The sequence below is a fragment of the Rufibacter immobilis genome, assembly GCF_003721565.1.
Classification (GTDB): domain Bacteria; phylum Bacteroidota; class Bacteroidia; order Cytophagales; family Hymenobacteraceae; genus Nibribacter; species Nibribacter immobilis.
Genome location: NZ_RJJE01000001.1, coordinates 231,486 through 246,351 on the forward strand (window position 1 = coordinate 231,486; position 14,866 = coordinate 246,351).

A 14,866-nucleotide genomic window follows, 5' to 3' on the forward strand; every position below is an offset into this window, starting at 1 on the left:
ATGCACCAACCATGAAAAGTCTATTCAAATACAGCATTGGCATATTTCTTCTCCTGTTAACGGGGTCTTGTCAAGAAGATTTTCTAGATCAGGTACCAGACGACCGCTTAACCATAGAGCAGGTCTTCATGCGCCGCGAAACCTCAGAACAATATCTGGCCAACGTATACAACTACATCAAGGACGAGTCTTACCTCACAAACAATGCCCCTTGGATTGGTCTCTCTGATGAAGGAGATATTACCTATGACCGCCCGGGTTATCTCACCTTTCTGATGAACATAGGCAACTGGAGCGCCGCCTCCGGGTACTATGATAATTACTACAGTGACTATTACAAAGGCATCCGGTCAGCCACCACCTTCATCAACAACATTGGGGGTAACCCTCAATTTACCCCAGAACTCATCACGCGCAGAACAGCAGAGGCACGCTTTGTGCGGGCGTTTCTGTACTTCAGTTTGCTCCGTACCTGGGGACCTATTACTATTTTGGGCGACGAGGTACTCCCCGGCGATTTAGATCCCACTGACCCGCTCCTCCACTTGCCCCGCAATTCTTATGATGAATGCGTAGACTATATTGTCTCAGAATTAGACCTTGCCGGCCAAGACCTCCCGCTCCACTGGACCACTCAGGAATCTAATAGCCAGCAATATGGGGTTGGGGAGTTTGGAAGAGCCACAAAGGTTGCCTGTATGGCGCTTAAGAGCCGGTTGCTTTTATATGCCGCCAGCCCTCTGTTTAACGGCAACCAGGAGTATGCAGGCTTTGTGAACTTAGACGGAAAACCCCTTATCAACCAACAATATAGTGCCGTTAAATGGGAAAGAGCAGCCAAAGCGGCCAAAGACATTATTGATTTAGGTGTTCTTTCACTCTACAAAAAGAATAATGCCCAAGGAAATTTTGATCCACTGCTCTCTTACCGCAGCGTTTTTCTGGATGCCTGGAACCCTGAGGTAATCTTTGCCCGGGTATCTAATAACTTGCCGGGTTGGGAGCGCGCCTCCAGCCCACGCTTAGCCAGCGGTTACGCCAGTACCGGCCCTACCCAGCAGATGGTAGATGCATACTATATGGCCAACGGCATGAGACCAATCCTAGGCTATAATGCAAACGGCTCTCCTATCATTAATGCGCAGTCTGGATACACAGAGACAGGCTTCACGGCAGCCGCCACCAAATACACCCTCCCAAACACCTACAATATGTACGTAAACAGGGAGCCACGCTTCTATGCCAATGTCAACTACAACGGAGCCCAATGGATTAACACCAGCGAGGGAGTAAAAGTCATTCAGACGTACAATTCAGGCGAATCTGGCCCGGCCGGTTCCTGGGATCATTCCCGTACCGGATACATCAATCGTAAAAACGTGTCGCCGGCCGCTAACCCCAGAACCGCCGTTAACACAGCTCGTCCTTACCTCATGTTCCGTTACGCGGAGATACTGCTCAATTATGTGGAAGCCCTCAATGAAACAGACCCTGGTAACCCAGATATTCTGCGCTACCTGAATAGCATTAGAGAAAGAGCTGGCATTCCTCAATTTGGGGAAGGTGCCTCTCCCTTGCCTGTCCCTGGTTCGCAGAGCGCCATGCGTGAGGCTATCTGGCATGAAAGAAGGGTAGAACTGTCTTTTGAGCACATGCGCTACTTTGACACCCGCCGCTGGAAAATTGCCGAGCAGACAGATGCCGGTCCCTTCTATGGCATGAACATTAGCGCAGACCCTCCGGCTTTTTACAATAGAACTGTTTTTGAGACCCGTGTCTTCCGGAAGAGCTACTACTTCTTCCCTATCCCCCAGCCGGAAATAAACAAAAACAGCAATCTGGTGCAGAATCCAGGTTATTAATTCAGAGAAAGACCATGAAAAAGATAAACATCTTCTATTGGGTACTGTTGCTTGCCAGCTGCGGCCTTACCGCCTGCAAGTATGACACAGACATCCCCAACCCCAGCGACTATGTCAAAATCTACCTGCCACAGGCCATAGAGGCCCCGGCCAAGCGCACCTTCACCATGGCAGACACCCTGCAAAGTATTGTGTTTGGGGTAGCCTACGGAGGGCCAGACGTACCGGGCAGTGCGGTGGAGGTGAGCTTTAAAGTAGATGAAAACCTGGTACAGACTTTCAACACAACTAATGGCACCAACTATGCCGTTATGCCTTCCGGCAGCTATGAATTAAATCAGACAACGGCTACTATTCCTTCGGGCTCAGTTAGCTCTCTCCCCCTCAAGATAAAAGTACGCACCAATGGGGTACTAGAACCTTTCAAACAATACCTTCTTCCCGTATCCATTGACCAGGTGAGTGGCAACTTACCTATCAATAATAACTTGAAAACAGCTTATTTCCTGGTGGAAGCGCAAAAAGAGGGCACCAGTCTCAAAGTGATGTCTTTTGGCAAGGGAGCAGGTATCTACAACATGGCACTGGCCGCAGATATCATCAATCAGCACAGCCCAGACATTTTATTGGTACGGGAAATGGACATGAACACCAACCGCAACGGGAAAGTAGACCAAGCAGCGGTATTGGCTCCATTAATTGGAATGCCCCACTACCTTTTTGTTACCTCTATTTCAAATTTTGACGGTGGCGGAGCCTACGGTTGTACCATCTTCTCCAAATTGCCCTTAAAACAAGCCGTGACCCATATCTTGCCTACCGGCGATGAAAACACAGAGAAAGGTCCGCTGGGGGTTATTACCGTTGAACTTAGCAATGGAACAGAAATAGTATTCGCAGGCACTCACTTAAGTTCCAATGCCACCCGCCGCGGGGTTCAGTTACCGGAGTTAGTAAAGATCCTAAACACGTATACCACAGAACCTCTCATTCTGGCAGGCAACTTCAATGACCGCCCACCAGCAGGCCCGGTGTATGTTTCACTGGCAGAAGCTCAGCTCATCTTCCCTTGCTCCACCTGCCCGCCAAACACCCCTGTGGCCAACCCGGTCAATTTCTCTGATTTTATCATGTACAAGAACCCCAGCAGGTTTAGGGTAATTAGCCATACCGTGGGTGCCAGTTCTACCAGTGCGCATTTACCCGTGATTACACAGTTCCAGGTGTACAAGGAATAGCAACAAATAACCAGGTGTAGAAGCAGCAGGAAGTTTCCCCTTGCATGGGCATAGCCTTCCATGGCTGCTTCTGCTTTCCATTTCTAAAAACCTATTTAAGGCAATTAACAAAGATGAATAAGCTTCTGAAATTCTTTCTGCCCGTATTTCTGCTGGCTGCCTGTGGCGGAACCAGCGCAACCCCAGATGACGAAGAGGATGTACCCTTACCCGCTCCCAAGGAAATAACGGTAAAAGTAATGTCTTACAACATCCATATCGGGAACCCGCCTTCCAAACCCGCAGACTACAGAGACCTGGAGGCTGTTGCCAATGTGATTAACATTCAGAAACCTGATTTAGTGGCCCTACAGGAAGTAGACGTGAACACTAAAAGGTCTGGCACCACAGTAGACCAAGCCAAAGAACTGGCACGACTTACCGGCATGCATTACTTCTACACCAAAGCCATTGACTACCAGGGAGGCCAGTTTGGCGATGCCGTACTTTCCCGCTTGCCCATTCTGGAAAGTAAACGATATGAGCTTCCGGTTACCACTCAGTTGGGCGGCGAGACTCGTTCCGTAGCCATGGTTACGGTTGAAAAAGAAGGCCACAAATTCCTGTTTGCGTCTACGCACTTAGATCATTTAGGGCCTGAAGACAACCGCATTCTACAAGCGAATGAACTAGTGAAAATAGTAAAGAATCTCCCTTTGCCGCTCATCATTGCCGGTGACCTCAATGCCCAGCCAACCTCCACCACTATGAATATCTTGTTCCAGCAGTTAGGTTCCGGCTGCCCGGCTGCGTGCCCGCCCACCTTTCCGGCGGTTACACCTACCCGCACCATAGATTACATTTTGCTGCACCCCATGAACAAGTTCAGCGTCAAAAACTTCAGAACCATCACTGAAACATACGCTTCTGACCACCTCCCTCTGGTGGCAGAGATACAACTCAAGAAGTAGGTAGAGCTAACTGAGTTTATTATCAACAGCAACGCTCCCGTTTAGGGGCTGTTTTTAGAAAAACAGCCCCTAAACGGGAGCGTTGCTGTTGAACCGGTTAGTATCTTCTTTGAACTGTGGAAATGATCAGGCATCATAGTACATCAGCTTTACCACATGCCAAGTCTGGCCAAGGTTTACAATTGCCAAGCGGGCTCCTATAGCTAAAATAGATCCTTTTACTTTAGCCCTAGAGCAAATTGCTATAGCAAAACCTTGCCAGGAAAACCTAATTCTTATGCTTCCCTGGCAAGGTTCCTTATCACGGACCTCTTCTTATTTACCTGCTTGGCTAAGCCCTTTTTCGGCTTTGAAATAAGGAGCGTACTTTACTTTCAGCTTATCAAGATGTTTGGAATGCTGGAGGAGCCGTAGCTTGAAATCTGCATAGTTCTTCCGCTCGGGGCGTGTCCAAGCTACTTCGGCAAACGCGGAAGCTCTGGGGAAAGTCATGTGCTCCGCATGATCTCCGGTAGAAATATATTCCGTCCAGACGTTGGCTTGGGTACCTAGAATATGCTTTGCTTCGGCGGCGGTGAGACTGGCCGGGACAGGGTTATAGGAATACACTTTCTCTAAGGGCAGATAGCCGCCAATAGCGACGGGTTCCGTTTTACGGGCCTCTGGGGTTTGGTAATAGTCCAGGTACAGATAGGTGTTAGGCGTCATGATCACATCATGCTTTTGTTTGGCGGCGGCAATTCCCCCTTTTTCTCCGCGCCAAGACATCACGGTGGCATTAGGTGCCAGACCACCTTCCAGAATCTCGTCCCAGCCAATGATAGCCCGGCCTTTTGAGTTCACGAATTTTTCTACACGCCTGATGAAGTAGCTCTGCAGTTCATGCTCATCTTTGAGTCCTTCCCGCTTTATCACTTCCTGCGCCGCCGCAGACTGTTTCCAGCGGTCTTTGGGTGCCTCATCGCCGCCAATATGGATGTATTTGCTGGGGAAAACCTCCATCACTTCTGTGAGCACATCTTCCAGAAAGGTAAAAGTGGTTTCATGGGGGCAAAAAATATCTTTCTGGATGGCCCAGGCCGTTAGTACTTGGTAAGTAGTGTCTTTGAGGCAGCCTAGTTCTGGATAGGCAGCCAAAGCTGCCAAGGAGTGACCAGGCATATCAATTTCAGGAATAATGGTGATAAACCTGTTTTGGGCGTATTTCACTAACTCCTTCAGTTCCTGCTGGGTATAGTAGCCTCCGTGGCGCTTCCCGTCATATTTGCGGGGTTTGTCTTTGGCATGCCCAACCACGGTACTGTCTCGCCAGGCGGCAATTTCCTGTAGTTTGGGGTATTTCTTTATTTCCATGCGCCAACCGGCGTCTTCGGTGAGGTGCAGGTGAAAAGTATTGATTTTATAGAAAGCCAGTAGATCTATGTATTTGCGCAGGAAGTCTACGGGAAAATAATATCTCCCCACATCCAGCATTACGCCGCGGTAAGAAAAACGTGGGGCATCGGTAATAGTCACGGCCGGAATGGGGAAAGTCTTCTGAGTGGATTTACCTTCTACCTCCGCAGGCATGAGTTGTCTTAAGGTCTGCACGGCAAAGAAGGCCCCTTTGGCGGTTTTGGACTTTATCTGCACCCCTTTGGAATGCACCTGTAGCGTATAAGCTTCCTCATTCTCCAAATTAGGATCTACCAGAAAAGCAACCGTATTTTTAGAAGGCTTGGCTCCTGCTTTGCCGTACTTCAGCTCATACCCTGCGGCATTTTTCACCAAGTCTGCCAGAAAGCTGGCGGCCAGTTTAAACCCGGCACTGTCTACCGGTAATAGAAGGGTCGTTTTCTCATTCAACAGGAATTCCCCTTTCTCAGGAGTTAAAGACTGTGGCTGGGGAATGATGGCATATTTCTGGCTGTCCTGGGCCAGTAGTTCTATCTGACAAAGGGCGAGAAACAGAAAAAGATAAACAGAATGAAAGAAAGGCTGCTTCATACATGAAAGAGTTTAGGATTACAAACCAAAATTGTACTCCGCCCAGGCGGATGATCAGGCACATGATTGACCTTACCGCTGCAAACCAGAACTGGCGCAGAGGATGGCATTTGTCAGAAAATCATGTAGGGAGGGAGGCGGTACTTCTGTAGGGCCCGGAGACGAATTGGCTCCTTACCGGCATTTCAACCTTGTTCTGTTTAGGGGCTCTTTTTCCAAAAAGAGCCCCTAAACAGAACAAGGAGAGATAAATTGAGGGAGAGGTTAGGCGCGCACGTTGGTAGTTCCACCGCCGGCCAGGCTAAGGTCTACGGGGTGGTTACGCTGCCAGGCGCCTGCGGTAAAATCAGGCACGTCAATGGAGTTGGAGCGGTTGGCCACAGACCATTCACTCAAGGGGGCAATCGCACTCCAGAGGGCGGCATCGTACACGTCCTGGTCCAGGGGCAAACCGTTGCGCAGGCAATCAATGAGGCGCCATTCCATCAGGAAGTCCATGCCGCCGTGCCCGCCTATTTTCTTCGCCATCTCGCCTAGCTTTTTGGTGAGCGGCGGAGTGTATTGCGCTTCCACTTTCTTGTAATCTTCGGCAGAGAGCCACTTATGGCTGTTGGCAATCTTAGCGGGCGTGGGCCATTTCTGGGCGATGCCCTGGGTGCCGCTCACCAAGTGGATTCTGGAATAGGGCCTGATGGAGGAAACATCATGCTGAATCATGATGGTTCTGCCGTTCTTGGTCCGGATGGTGGTGGTGTTCATATTGCCCCTGAACTGCATCTGGGCATACGGTTGGTAGAAACTGTCTTTGGCCGCCAGTTCTTTCGCTTTGGCACCCATGGTGAAATCATTGGAAGACACAGACACGAGGTAATCCATCTGGTCGCCGCGGTTAATGTTCATGATCTGGCAGATAGGCCCCAACCCGTGGGTGGGATACAGGCTCCCGTTCCGGGTGTTTTCCTTCAGGCGCCACATGTCATAGTAAGCCTCCTGGGTCTCACTGGTCTTGCCAAAGTTAAGCCCGATGAGCTCATGGATGTAGGCTCCCTCCCCATGCACGATTTCGCCAAAATATCCCTGGCGGGCCATGTTGAGGGTCAGCATCTCAAAGAAGTCATAGCAGCAGTTCTCCAGCATCATGCAATGCTTTTTGGTGCGCTCAGAAGTTTCCACCAGTTGCCAGCATTCTTCAATGGTTTTGGCCGCGGGCACTTCCACCGCCACGTGTTTCCCGTGCTCCATGGCGTACACGGCCATGGGCGTATGCAAGTGCCACGGTGTGGCGATGTACACCAGATCAATGTCAGGGCGATTCACCATTTCTTTCCAGGCTTCTTCCTTGCCTGAATAGGTAGCGGGCGGTGGAGTACCCGCCGTCAGTTTCTTCTGGGAGGCGGCCACCCGTTCCGGTCTGATGTCACACAGCGCCTTAATCTTCACCCCTTCAATGTGGCTCATCCGCTTCACTGACTCAATACCCCGCATCCCCAGCCCAATGTAACCAACCCGGACGGTTTCCAGCTTTGGGGCGGCATACCCGCTCATGTTGAAGGTCTGCCGATGGCTCTTTTTGGCTTGCTCCTGGATCTGGCCCAGCTTAGTAGCCGAGGCGGTGGAGGCGCAGCCACTGATAAATCCGGTACTGGCCAGGCCAACCCCGGCCAGGCCGGCAAGCTTCAGGAATTCTCTCCTATTGTTACTCATGGTCTTGTTCTTAAAGGGGTGAAAGCACAAAAGTTAGATCAGAGGTAAGTGTCTGTTTTAAGTCAGTTTTAGGAAAATCGGCCCCTAAACGTCCAGAAAAGAAATCTGCCTCGCTACTCTTACAGGAACTGCAGGTCTCCGAAGTACTGGGGCAAATGGAAGTCTGGCTCCGGGGCCAGAATGTGGTTCCAGGTGAGGTAATGGGGCTCAGGCAAATCATCGCCGCATTTGTAGAAGTTCACTTTACAGCTTTGCCCGGTAAGGGAAGTAAACGCATGGAAACTGAACACCTCAACGGGAATGGTCAATGTCAGCTCCCACTTCACCGCCGCGCCATCTTTGTTGGGCTCGCCTACGGTCATTTGGGCGTATCTTTTTATCTGGCTTATGACTGCCTCAGAGAGAAACTGCCTATTTTCGCGCCCTTCCCCAAACGCCATCAGGCAGGAACCTAGGCTATTGAACTCCAGATTGTAATACTCACCCTCATCATTGAAGGCGATGAAGAGCTCCACACAGCTGTCTCGGTACACCGGCGAATTGGTCTGGCGGAACACCGCCCTGATGGAGTCTTCTTCCACGTAGAACTTAACAAAGAAACAGTCATTGCTGTGCGCCACGGCAAAAGACACCTCTGGTTTATAGGCGTAAGCGGGCCAGGGCACCGTATCCAGCGCGTGTCTGGGCAAGGCATCTAACCGTTCAGATACTTCCTGCTGCGAAGCCTCGCGGTCCAGCACAAACAGATAGGGGACTTCCAGTTGCTTCATGGTTCTTGGTTATTTAGCGGCTGTTTCTGCCAGACGGGTCTCCTGCACTATCTCCTCCAGAATTTGCTGGAGCACCGGCCGCTGCGCTTCCAGTTGTTTCACCAGCTGGAACTGGGCCCGGGCGCGTTGCAGATTATGGGCCGGAAAATGAATTTTATAATAGACATCCCCACTGAGGTAATCCGTCAGGAACCGCAGGCCCATGATGAAAGGCAGCAACAGTACCCCGTGCAGCAGGGAAGAGATTTCATGAGGTGTGAGGGAACTACTGGTTTCCTCCAGAAAGCCTTTGGCCAGCCCTTCAAACAAACTCAGGTTCACTTGTATTTTCTTTAAATCGGGCTCATCCTCAGAGGCGGTATTCACGGTGGTCCTGACGGCGTCTCCAAAATCATAGGCCACGTAACCCGGCATCACGGTATCCAGATCAATCACGCACTGGGCCTTGCCGGCTTTGTCTAGCAACACGTTGTTGAATTTGGTGTCATTATGCGTAATGCGCAAGGGCAGTTCGCCCCGCTGGCCCATCTCATAGATCGTGCTCATCTGCTGGGCACGCGCCTCCACAAAGGCAATCTCAGGGGCCGTTTCCTGCACCCTACCGGCAGAATTGGCCGCCTTTGCTTCTTTGAACAGTTCAAGGCGGCTTACCACATTGTGGAAGTTGGGAATGGTGTCGTGGAGCTGGTGGGCGGGTAAATCAGCCAACAGTGCCTGGAAACGCCCAAACGCCTTGCCTCCTTCATAGGCTTGCTGGGGTGTGGAGACCAGATCCAGACTGGTGGTCTCTTCCAGAAAGAGGTACATGCGCCAGTAATTGCCTTCCAGGTCTATGTAGAACAACTGTCCGTCTTTGGTAGGAATGAGGGTGAGCACCTCTTTCTCTGGCTGTGCAGAAGCCGACTCCTCCAGTTTCCGGCGCAAATGGGCTGTCACTACCTGGATGTTCTCCATTAGGCCCGGCACGTTCTTGAACACATGATGATTGACCCGCTGCAACACGTAATCCGAACATCCTGAATCAAGGTTCTTCACCAGATAGGTATCATGGATGTGCCCCGAACCATATGGCGTCACACTGGCCACGCATCCTTCCAGGCTGAAATGGGAAAGCACCTCTGTCATTGTTTCACTTACCGCCGCTGTCTGTACCATGGCTTCTTGTTTGGTTATATTGTCTCTTCCCATAGATTCTCAGGATATTTCCCCTGGGCCACCAATTGATGCAAGGCGGCTTTCACCAGCGGTTTGTCTGCGGGATAGGTTACCCCAAACCATTTCTCAGAGGTAGGCAGCACCTTCACCGGGGTCACGCCCGTTTTCACCAGTTTGTCTACCACTACGGGCAGGTAGAATTCGGCTTTGGGCTCATGGGCTTGTTCCCGCAGGAAAACAGTGAGATACTCTTCAAAATAGGGCAAGAGCGAGGGCGAGAACCCCATCAAGTTCATAGACACTAGCTGTTCCGGCGCCAGCGGCACCTCCTGGTGGTCGGGTTGCACGGCTACAATGCCCTGGGCAGCGCGCTCAATGTGGGTCTGCTCGGTAATACTCAGCAAATTCCCTTCTTCGTCTACCTCACAGATTCCCCGTGACACGGCACCGTTCTCAGACAGCGTATTCGCGACTGCAAAGCCAACCAACCCGCATTTGCCTCCCTCCTGGAGAAACTGGGCCATATTCTTGAACGATTCATAGCCGTAGAAATCATCGCCGTTAATGACCGCGAAAGGCGCAGTGAGCACGTGGCGGGCTACCCACACTGCGTGGGCCGTTCCCCAGGGCTTCATTCTGCCCTCAGGCACCTCCACTCCCTCCGGCAGCAGGGAAAGCTCCTGCAAAACGTATTCAACCGGAATACGGCCGTTCAGCTTCTGCTGCATCACTGCCTTAAATTCCTCTTCAATCGCCTGCCTGATGATGAACACTACTTTCCTGAAACCAGCGCGCATCGCATCATAGACTGAATACTCAATGATGGTCTCGCCGTGAGGCCCAAAGGCATCTACTTGTTTGAGGCTACCGTAGCGGGTAGCCATTCCGGCCGCCAATACCAGCAGTGTTGGTTTCACTTCCATGGCACAACTATGAATAATTTTTTTAAACATAGAAACATAAAACAAGATAAACAAGAGCCATAACTACAAATGTGTTCGAACACACTAAGAAATATATCAATTGTGCACGAACACGTAACCGTCAACTCCTATTATTAATCAGCACGTTAACATCTCTTTGATTTGTATCTAACTCAGGCAAGGCTGCTTCTACAATTTCAGAGAAACTTAGAGGCAAGTGGAGTATTTCCCTCCTCAGCTACATTCAGAGATATAGCTTTCTCGCAGAAGCACAAGGTACCTACAACTTTTCCCGCCGAGGCGTAGTATCAGAAAGAGCACTACTTATAACACAACATGGAAAACTCAAAAGCGGCACGCTTACAGAACCAGGTAGCTCTTGTGACGGGTGCCAGTTCGGGCATTGGGCAGGGAATTGCCATCCGCATGGCCCAGGACGGTGCCCAAGTGGTCATCAATTACAACTCAGACGAAGAAGGGGCCCAAGAAACCCTGAAACAGATAGAAGCCGCCGGCGGAAAAGGCTTTATTGTGGAAGCCGATGTCTCCAAGGAAGACCAGGTGAACAAGATGTTTTCCCAGGCGAAGGAGGCATTTGGCAGCGTAGACATTCTGGTGAACAACGCCGGCATCCAGAAAGACGCTAACTTTTTGGAGATGACATTGGCCGAGTGGCAGAAAGTGATTGACATCAATTTAACCGGACCCTTCCTCTGCGCCCGGGCAGCCGCTCAGGAATTCGTGGCCCAAGGAATCAGAAAAGATGTTTCAAAGGCGGCGGGTAAAATCATTTTTGTGAGTTCGGTGCATGACATTATTCCCTGGGCGGGGCATGTGAACTACGCCACCTCCAAAGGCGGCGTGGCCATGATGATGAAAACCCTAGCCCAGGAACTGGCACCCAAGCAGATCAGGGTGAACAGCATTTCGCCGGGGGCTATCAAAACCGCCATTAACAAGGAAGAGTGGGACAGCAAGGAAGGCGAGCAGCAGATGCTCTCCCAGATTCCGTACGGCCGCATTGGGGAACCCGATGACATTGCCCGGGTAGCGTCTTGGCTGGCTTCAGACGAAGCAGACTATATGACCGGCGCCACCCTGTACGTAGACGGCGGCATGACCCTGTATCCTTCTTTTGCGGAGTAGCACAAGTCACCTCCAGCAGGTTCTATAAATTTGAACGGGTGCGTTTAGGGGCTGTTTTTCAAAAAACAGCCCCTAAACGCACCCGTTGCTTTTGACTCCTCTCTCCTGAGATCAGTTTATAAAGGATGATTTATTACCGGGAGCGGTGGCTGCGGTGCTCCAGTTCCGCCACGGAACCTTCCAGCCAGTTCACGGCTTCCTGCTCCGTGAGGAAAGCCTTCTGCCGCACATCCATTCCATCTTCAGAAGTGGCGGAAAGGGTATGGGCTTCCCGGAGGCGCTGCATTTGCCTGGGGTTCAGCAGCCAGGCCACTATTACGTGCGGGGCCACCTGCTCCAGCGCTTTGGGATAGAAATCTTTGCTGAGCCAGTCACTTTCCTGTTGGGTAACCTCGCCCTTAGACCGGCAGTCCAAAAGCCAGGACGAAGCCGCGTTTTCTTTGGCCAGCGAAAGGATGGCGAGACAGTTCATCTTGAACTCCGTGAGGGTGACAGGCTGCTGCCAACGGATAATGACCGTTCGCATATCTGCCCTATAGGAAATCTTGATGTTTTTACTTAAACCTATCTTCATGGCGCTATAGGGGGGACTATACGCTAATAACTGATAGCGCTGGTGGTTAAATGCTTATGTACCTCACTTGTTTGCCTATTCATTTGTCTGTCTTGTAATGAATTTAGGGCAAGGATTTGGCATTTCCAAGTTCTCCACAACATTTTCCACAATCTTTCGATGGAAAGGGTACAAATACTGAAACCTTATTAGTTCTTACTCGTGGCGCAGGCGCGTGGCGTGCAGGTTTTCGCGCATGGCTAGAAATAATTCTATACTTTTCAGTAGAAACTCCTCGTCTAGCCAGCGCTTTATCTCCTCATCGCCCCCCAGGATATCCATCTCGCTTACTTTGTAGGTTTGCTCAAAAGGACCCAGTTCCAGCTTAAGTAAATATTTACCGTTCCAGGCCAATAAGGTAATTTTAATATCTGGGTGAGGTATGTCTGCTACTACGCGCATGGTGTTATAGAAGTAAAGGCTTTCTTGGATAATCTACACAAAGGTAACCGCTTTGGGCGCATCAATGTTATGGAAGTTTTACCTTTTCCCACGGGTTTGGTTACACCAAAAGCGGCTCCGCCTCCTCTTCAGGAAAAGAGACGGAGCCGCCGTTTAGAGGCTCTTTTTCCAAAATCAGGGCAAAAACGCTACAGTTCAATGCCCATCTGCCGCATGAGCTGGCTGGCGTTGAAGCTCTGGCAAATGCCGGGTCTCAAGGTGTAGTCAAACCGAAGCTGGCCGTTCTCAAAGTAGCTGTTGAAGCTGAAATTCTGCACCGCGCCCGGTAACTCCTGCTCCATGTTGCCCAGTTCCAGGTCATGGGTAGACACAAAGCCCGCCGCCTGCCGTTGGTGCAGTTGCCTGATGAGCGCCATGGCGCCCTGGTGCCGGTCATGGGAGTTGGTGCCTTTCAGGATCTCGTCCAGGAAGAAATAGACGGGCTGCCCGGCGGCGGTTAAGTCGATCAGGATTTTGAGGCGTTTAAGCTCGGCGTAGAACGAAGAGGTGTTCTCGGCTAAGTTGTCTTCGGTGCGCATACTGGTGTACACCAAAGCCGGGAAAACGGTGAGTTGACGGGCGCAGACGGCCGCGCCGGTAAAGGCCAGCACCATGTTCACGCCCACCGCCCGCAGAAACGTACTCTTCCCAGACATATTGGACCCCGTGATGAGCACCGTGTGCCCCGCCCCCGCAAACGAAATGCTGTTGGCGGTGCGGCCCGGGCTGAAAATAAGCGGGTGGCTCAGTTCTTCTGCTTTAAACTCAAATGGGTTCTGACTTATCTGCGGGACGGCGTACGCCGGATTGGCGTACTGGAAAGCAGCCAGACTGGCCAGCGCCTCAAACTCGGCGGCCGCGCTGAGCACCTGCCCAATATTCCCCGACATGGTTTTCTTCCAGCGCTCCAGCCGCCACATCCAGATAAAATCCCACATGAGCATGTGGTTCAGGACAAAGTTGAGGTACGTGTTGAGCCGCGCCGATAAGTACTGGATAATGGAAGCCAGCTGGCGCACGTGCGCCGAGGCCACCTGCTCGTCAATCTTCAGTTGCTGTTGCAGGGCCTGCGCTTTGGCACTGGTAAAGGTGCGGCTCTCAATATGCACGAGCAAATCTGTGTAGCTGCGCAGCGTCTCGTACATGCCGGTGCTTTCATCATAATATTCATCGCGCTGGCGCTGGTATTTGAACGCGATCAGGAACTGAACGAGCACCAGTCCTATGAACGGGTAATGGGAGTAATCCTGGGCCCAGGCCACGGCGGCGGCAATGGTGAGCAAGGGCAGCAGAAACGTGGCCGCCACCAGCCAGCCTTTACCCGTGAAGAAGTTGGGGCTCCGGAGCCACAGCAGGAAAGACTGCGGCAACTGTTGGGTTTTGCGGTCATGGTGCATGGCGCGCGCGGCCAGGTTTTGCCGCCACTCCAGGTCCGGCACCAGTTCTGCCACGGCCTCCTGCCGGGCGATGATCTCCTGCGCGCTGGCGGGCTGCTTGAGCCACTGGGCCAGGCGCTGCTGGCCCAGCCGCGTCACGGCGCGGTTCAGGAGCTGGAAGATGGAGTTGGGGCCAAAAACGTCCAGATCGGCGGTGTAGGAGTGGTTGGGTTCCTGAAATTCCTCGCCGCTAGGGAAATCAGTCAGTTCGCCGCGCAGGCGTTCGTTTTCCCGCCGGTTAATGAGGCCCAGGTAGAGTTGGTGCTTGCGGGCGTACTCAATCTTGTTGTGCCAATGGATGAGCGCCGCGAAGATGAAATATCCGCTCACGAGCAAACCCAGCCCGGCGCCGCTTCTGCCGTAGTAGAACAGCACCACGCAGCCAATCACGGAGCCTACAAAGAAAGCCAGCCGCAGCCAACCCACCCACCGGTACGTAGAAGCCTGCCGCTCTTCGGCGGCGAAAAAGCGTTGTTCCCGCTCTGTGAACAATGCTTCTGGAGAAGTCTGTGTCATTCAGTTAGTCTTGCAAGAGAAGCCCTGGGGCGCTGACTTAATCTGTCTGCGTCTGTTCCCGGCGCTGGTCTTTTTCGCTGTTGTTGTTGAACGCCGCCCCCAAAAGGCAGCGTGATGTTTTCCTTA

12 protein-coding genes are annotated in these 14,866 nt (G+C 51.7%); 4 read left to right on the forward strand and 8 right to left on the reverse strand.

The genetic code is table 11. The annotated features are described in order from the left end of the window. Nucleotides 1-11: 11 nt before the first annotated feature. The 3 genes from EFA69_RS00940 (at nucleotide 12) to EFA69_RS00950 (ending at nucleotide 4,050) form a co-directional block, all read left to right on the forward strand. Complete coding sequence (locus tag EFA69_RS00940) at nucleotides 12-1,862, forward strand: RagB/SusD family nutrient uptake outer membrane protein (protein ID WP_123131218.1); 1,851 nt, start codon at nucleotides 12-14, stop codon at nucleotides 1,860-1,862. 14 nt (nucleotides 1,863-1,876) lie between these two features. Continuing rightward, the gene (locus EFA69_RS00945; protein ID WP_123131219.1) at nucleotides 1,877-3,100 is read left to right on the forward strand and encodes a BT_3987 domain-containing protein; all 1,224 of its coding nucleotides are present in this window, start codon (nucleotides 1,877-1,879) and stop codon (nucleotides 3,098-3,100) included. Between the two features lie 113 nt (nucleotides 3,101-3,213). Next, entirely contained in the window at nucleotides 3,214-4,050 is an 837-nt protein-coding gene (locus EFA69_RS00950) for an endonuclease/exonuclease/phosphatase family protein (protein ID WP_245964460.1), read from the forward strand. Between the two features lie 315 nt (nucleotides 4,051-4,365). On the opposite strand, the gene EFA69_RS00955 is transcribed toward EFA69_RS00950, so the two are convergent. From EFA69_RS00955 to EFA69_RS00975, 5 genes are all read right to left on the reverse strand, one after another. Beyond that, nucleotides 4,366-6,036, reverse strand: coding sequence for a beta-N-acetylhexosaminidase (locus EFA69_RS00955; RefSeq protein ID WP_123131221.1), 1,671 nt, complete (start codon nucleotides 6,034-6,036; stop codon nucleotides 4,366-4,368). A 264-nt stretch (nucleotides 6,037-6,300) separates the two neighbouring features. Beyond that, entirely contained in the window at nucleotides 6,301-7,740 is a 1,440-nt protein-coding gene (locus tag EFA69_RS00960; RefSeq protein ID WP_123131222.1) for a Gfo/Idh/MocA family protein, read from the reverse strand. Between the two features lie 119 nt (nucleotides 7,741-7,859). Continuing rightward, entirely contained in the window at nucleotides 7,860-8,510 is a 651-nt protein-coding gene (locus EFA69_RS00965; protein ID WP_123131223.1) for a carbohydrate-binding family 9-like protein, read from the reverse strand. Nucleotides 8,511-8,519: 9 nt separating this feature from the next. Further along, nucleotides 8,520-9,698: a phosphotransferase enzyme family protein gene (locus tag EFA69_RS00970; RefSeq protein WP_221175646.1), complete on the reverse strand. Its 1,179-nt coding sequence runs from the start codon at nucleotides 9,696-9,698 to the stop codon at nucleotides 8,520-8,522. Then, nucleotides 9,680-10,588, reverse strand: a complete 909-nt coding sequence (locus tag EFA69_RS00975; protein ID WP_123131224.1) for a nucleotidyltransferase family protein — start codon at nucleotides 10,586-10,588, stop codon at nucleotides 9,680-9,682. Before EFA69_RS00975 ends, EFA69_RS00970 begins: the two co-directional genes overlap by 19 nt. A 336-nt stretch (nucleotides 10,589-10,924) precedes the next feature. Here EFA69_RS00975 and EFA69_RS00980 point away from each other — a divergent pair, with 336 nt between their 5' ends. Next, nucleotides 10,925-11,734 (forward strand): SDR family oxidoreductase, encoded by an 810-nt coding sequence (locus EFA69_RS00980; protein WP_123131225.1) that lies wholly within the window; start codon nucleotides 10,925-10,927, stop codon nucleotides 11,732-11,734. A 133-nt stretch (nucleotides 11,735-11,867) separates the two neighbouring features. Here the strand turns inward: EFA69_RS00980 and EFA69_RS00985 are convergent, their stop codons facing one another. The 3 genes from EFA69_RS00985 to EFA69_RS00995 form a co-directional block, all read right to left on the reverse strand. Continuing rightward, nucleotides 11,868-12,308, reverse strand: a complete 441-nt coding sequence (locus EFA69_RS00985; RefSeq protein ID WP_148041220.1) for a hypothetical protein — start codon at nucleotides 12,306-12,308, stop codon at nucleotides 11,868-11,870. 195 nt (nucleotides 12,309-12,503) lie between these two features. Further along, a complete protein-coding gene (locus tag EFA69_RS00990) occupies nucleotides 12,504-12,749 on the reverse strand; it encodes a hypothetical protein (RefSeq protein ID WP_123131227.1) in 246 nt (81 codons plus the stop codon). A gap of 188 nt (nucleotides 12,750-12,937) precedes the next feature. Next, nucleotides 12,938-14,740, reverse strand: a complete 1,803-nt coding sequence (locus EFA69_RS00995) for a MutS-related protein (RefSeq protein WP_123131228.1) — start codon at nucleotides 14,738-14,740, stop codon at nucleotides 12,938-12,940. Nucleotides 14,741-14,866 lie beyond the last annotated feature (126 nt).

Excerpts from the sequence above, each read along its gene's own strand:
- EFA69_RS00940 (WP_123131218.1), top strand. The coding sequence starts at position 12 with ATGAAAAGTCTATTCAAATACAGCATTGGCATATTTCTTCTCCTGTTA.
- EFA69_RS00945 (WP_123131219.1), top strand. The coding sequence starts at position 1,877 with ATGAAAAAGATAAACATCTTCTATTGGGTACTGTTGCTTGCCAGCTGC.
- EFA69_RS00950 (WP_245964460.1), top strand. The coding sequence starts at position 3,214 with ATGAATAAGCTTCTGAAATTCTTTCTGCCCGTATTTCTGCTGGCTGCC.
- EFA69_RS00955 (WP_123131221.1), bottom strand. The coding sequence starts at position 6,036 with ATGAAGCAGCCTTTCTTTCATTCTGTTTATCTTTTTCTGTTTCTCGCC.
- EFA69_RS00960 (WP_123131222.1), bottom strand. The coding sequence starts at position 7,740 with ATGAGTAACAATAGGAGAGAATTCCTGAAGCTTGCCGGCCTGGCCGGG.
- EFA69_RS00965 (WP_123131223.1), bottom strand. The coding sequence starts at position 8,510 with ATGAAGCAACTGGAAGTCCCCTATCTGTTTGTGCTGGACCGCGAGGCT.
- EFA69_RS00970 (WP_221175646.1), bottom strand. The coding sequence starts at position 9,698 with ATGGGAAGAGACAATATAACCAAACAAGAAGCCATGGTACAGACAGCG.
- EFA69_RS00975 (WP_123131224.1), bottom strand. The coding sequence starts at position 10,588 with ATGGAAGTGAAACCAACACTGCTGGTATTGGCGGCCGGAATGGCTACC.
- EFA69_RS00980 (WP_123131225.1), top strand. The coding sequence starts at position 10,925 with ATGGAAAACTCAAAAGCGGCACGCTTACAGAACCAGGTAGCTCTTGTG.
- EFA69_RS00985 (WP_148041220.1), bottom strand. The coding sequence starts at position 12,308 with ATGAAGATAGGTTTAAGTAAAAACATCAAGATTTCCTATAGGGCAGAT.
- EFA69_RS00990 (WP_123131227.1), bottom strand. The coding sequence starts at position 12,749 with ATGCGCGTAGTAGCAGACATACCTCACCCAGATATTAAAATTACCTTA.
- EFA69_RS00995 (WP_123131228.1), bottom strand. The coding sequence starts at position 14,740 with ATGACACAGACTTCTCCAGAAGCATTGTTCACAGAGCGGGAACAACGC.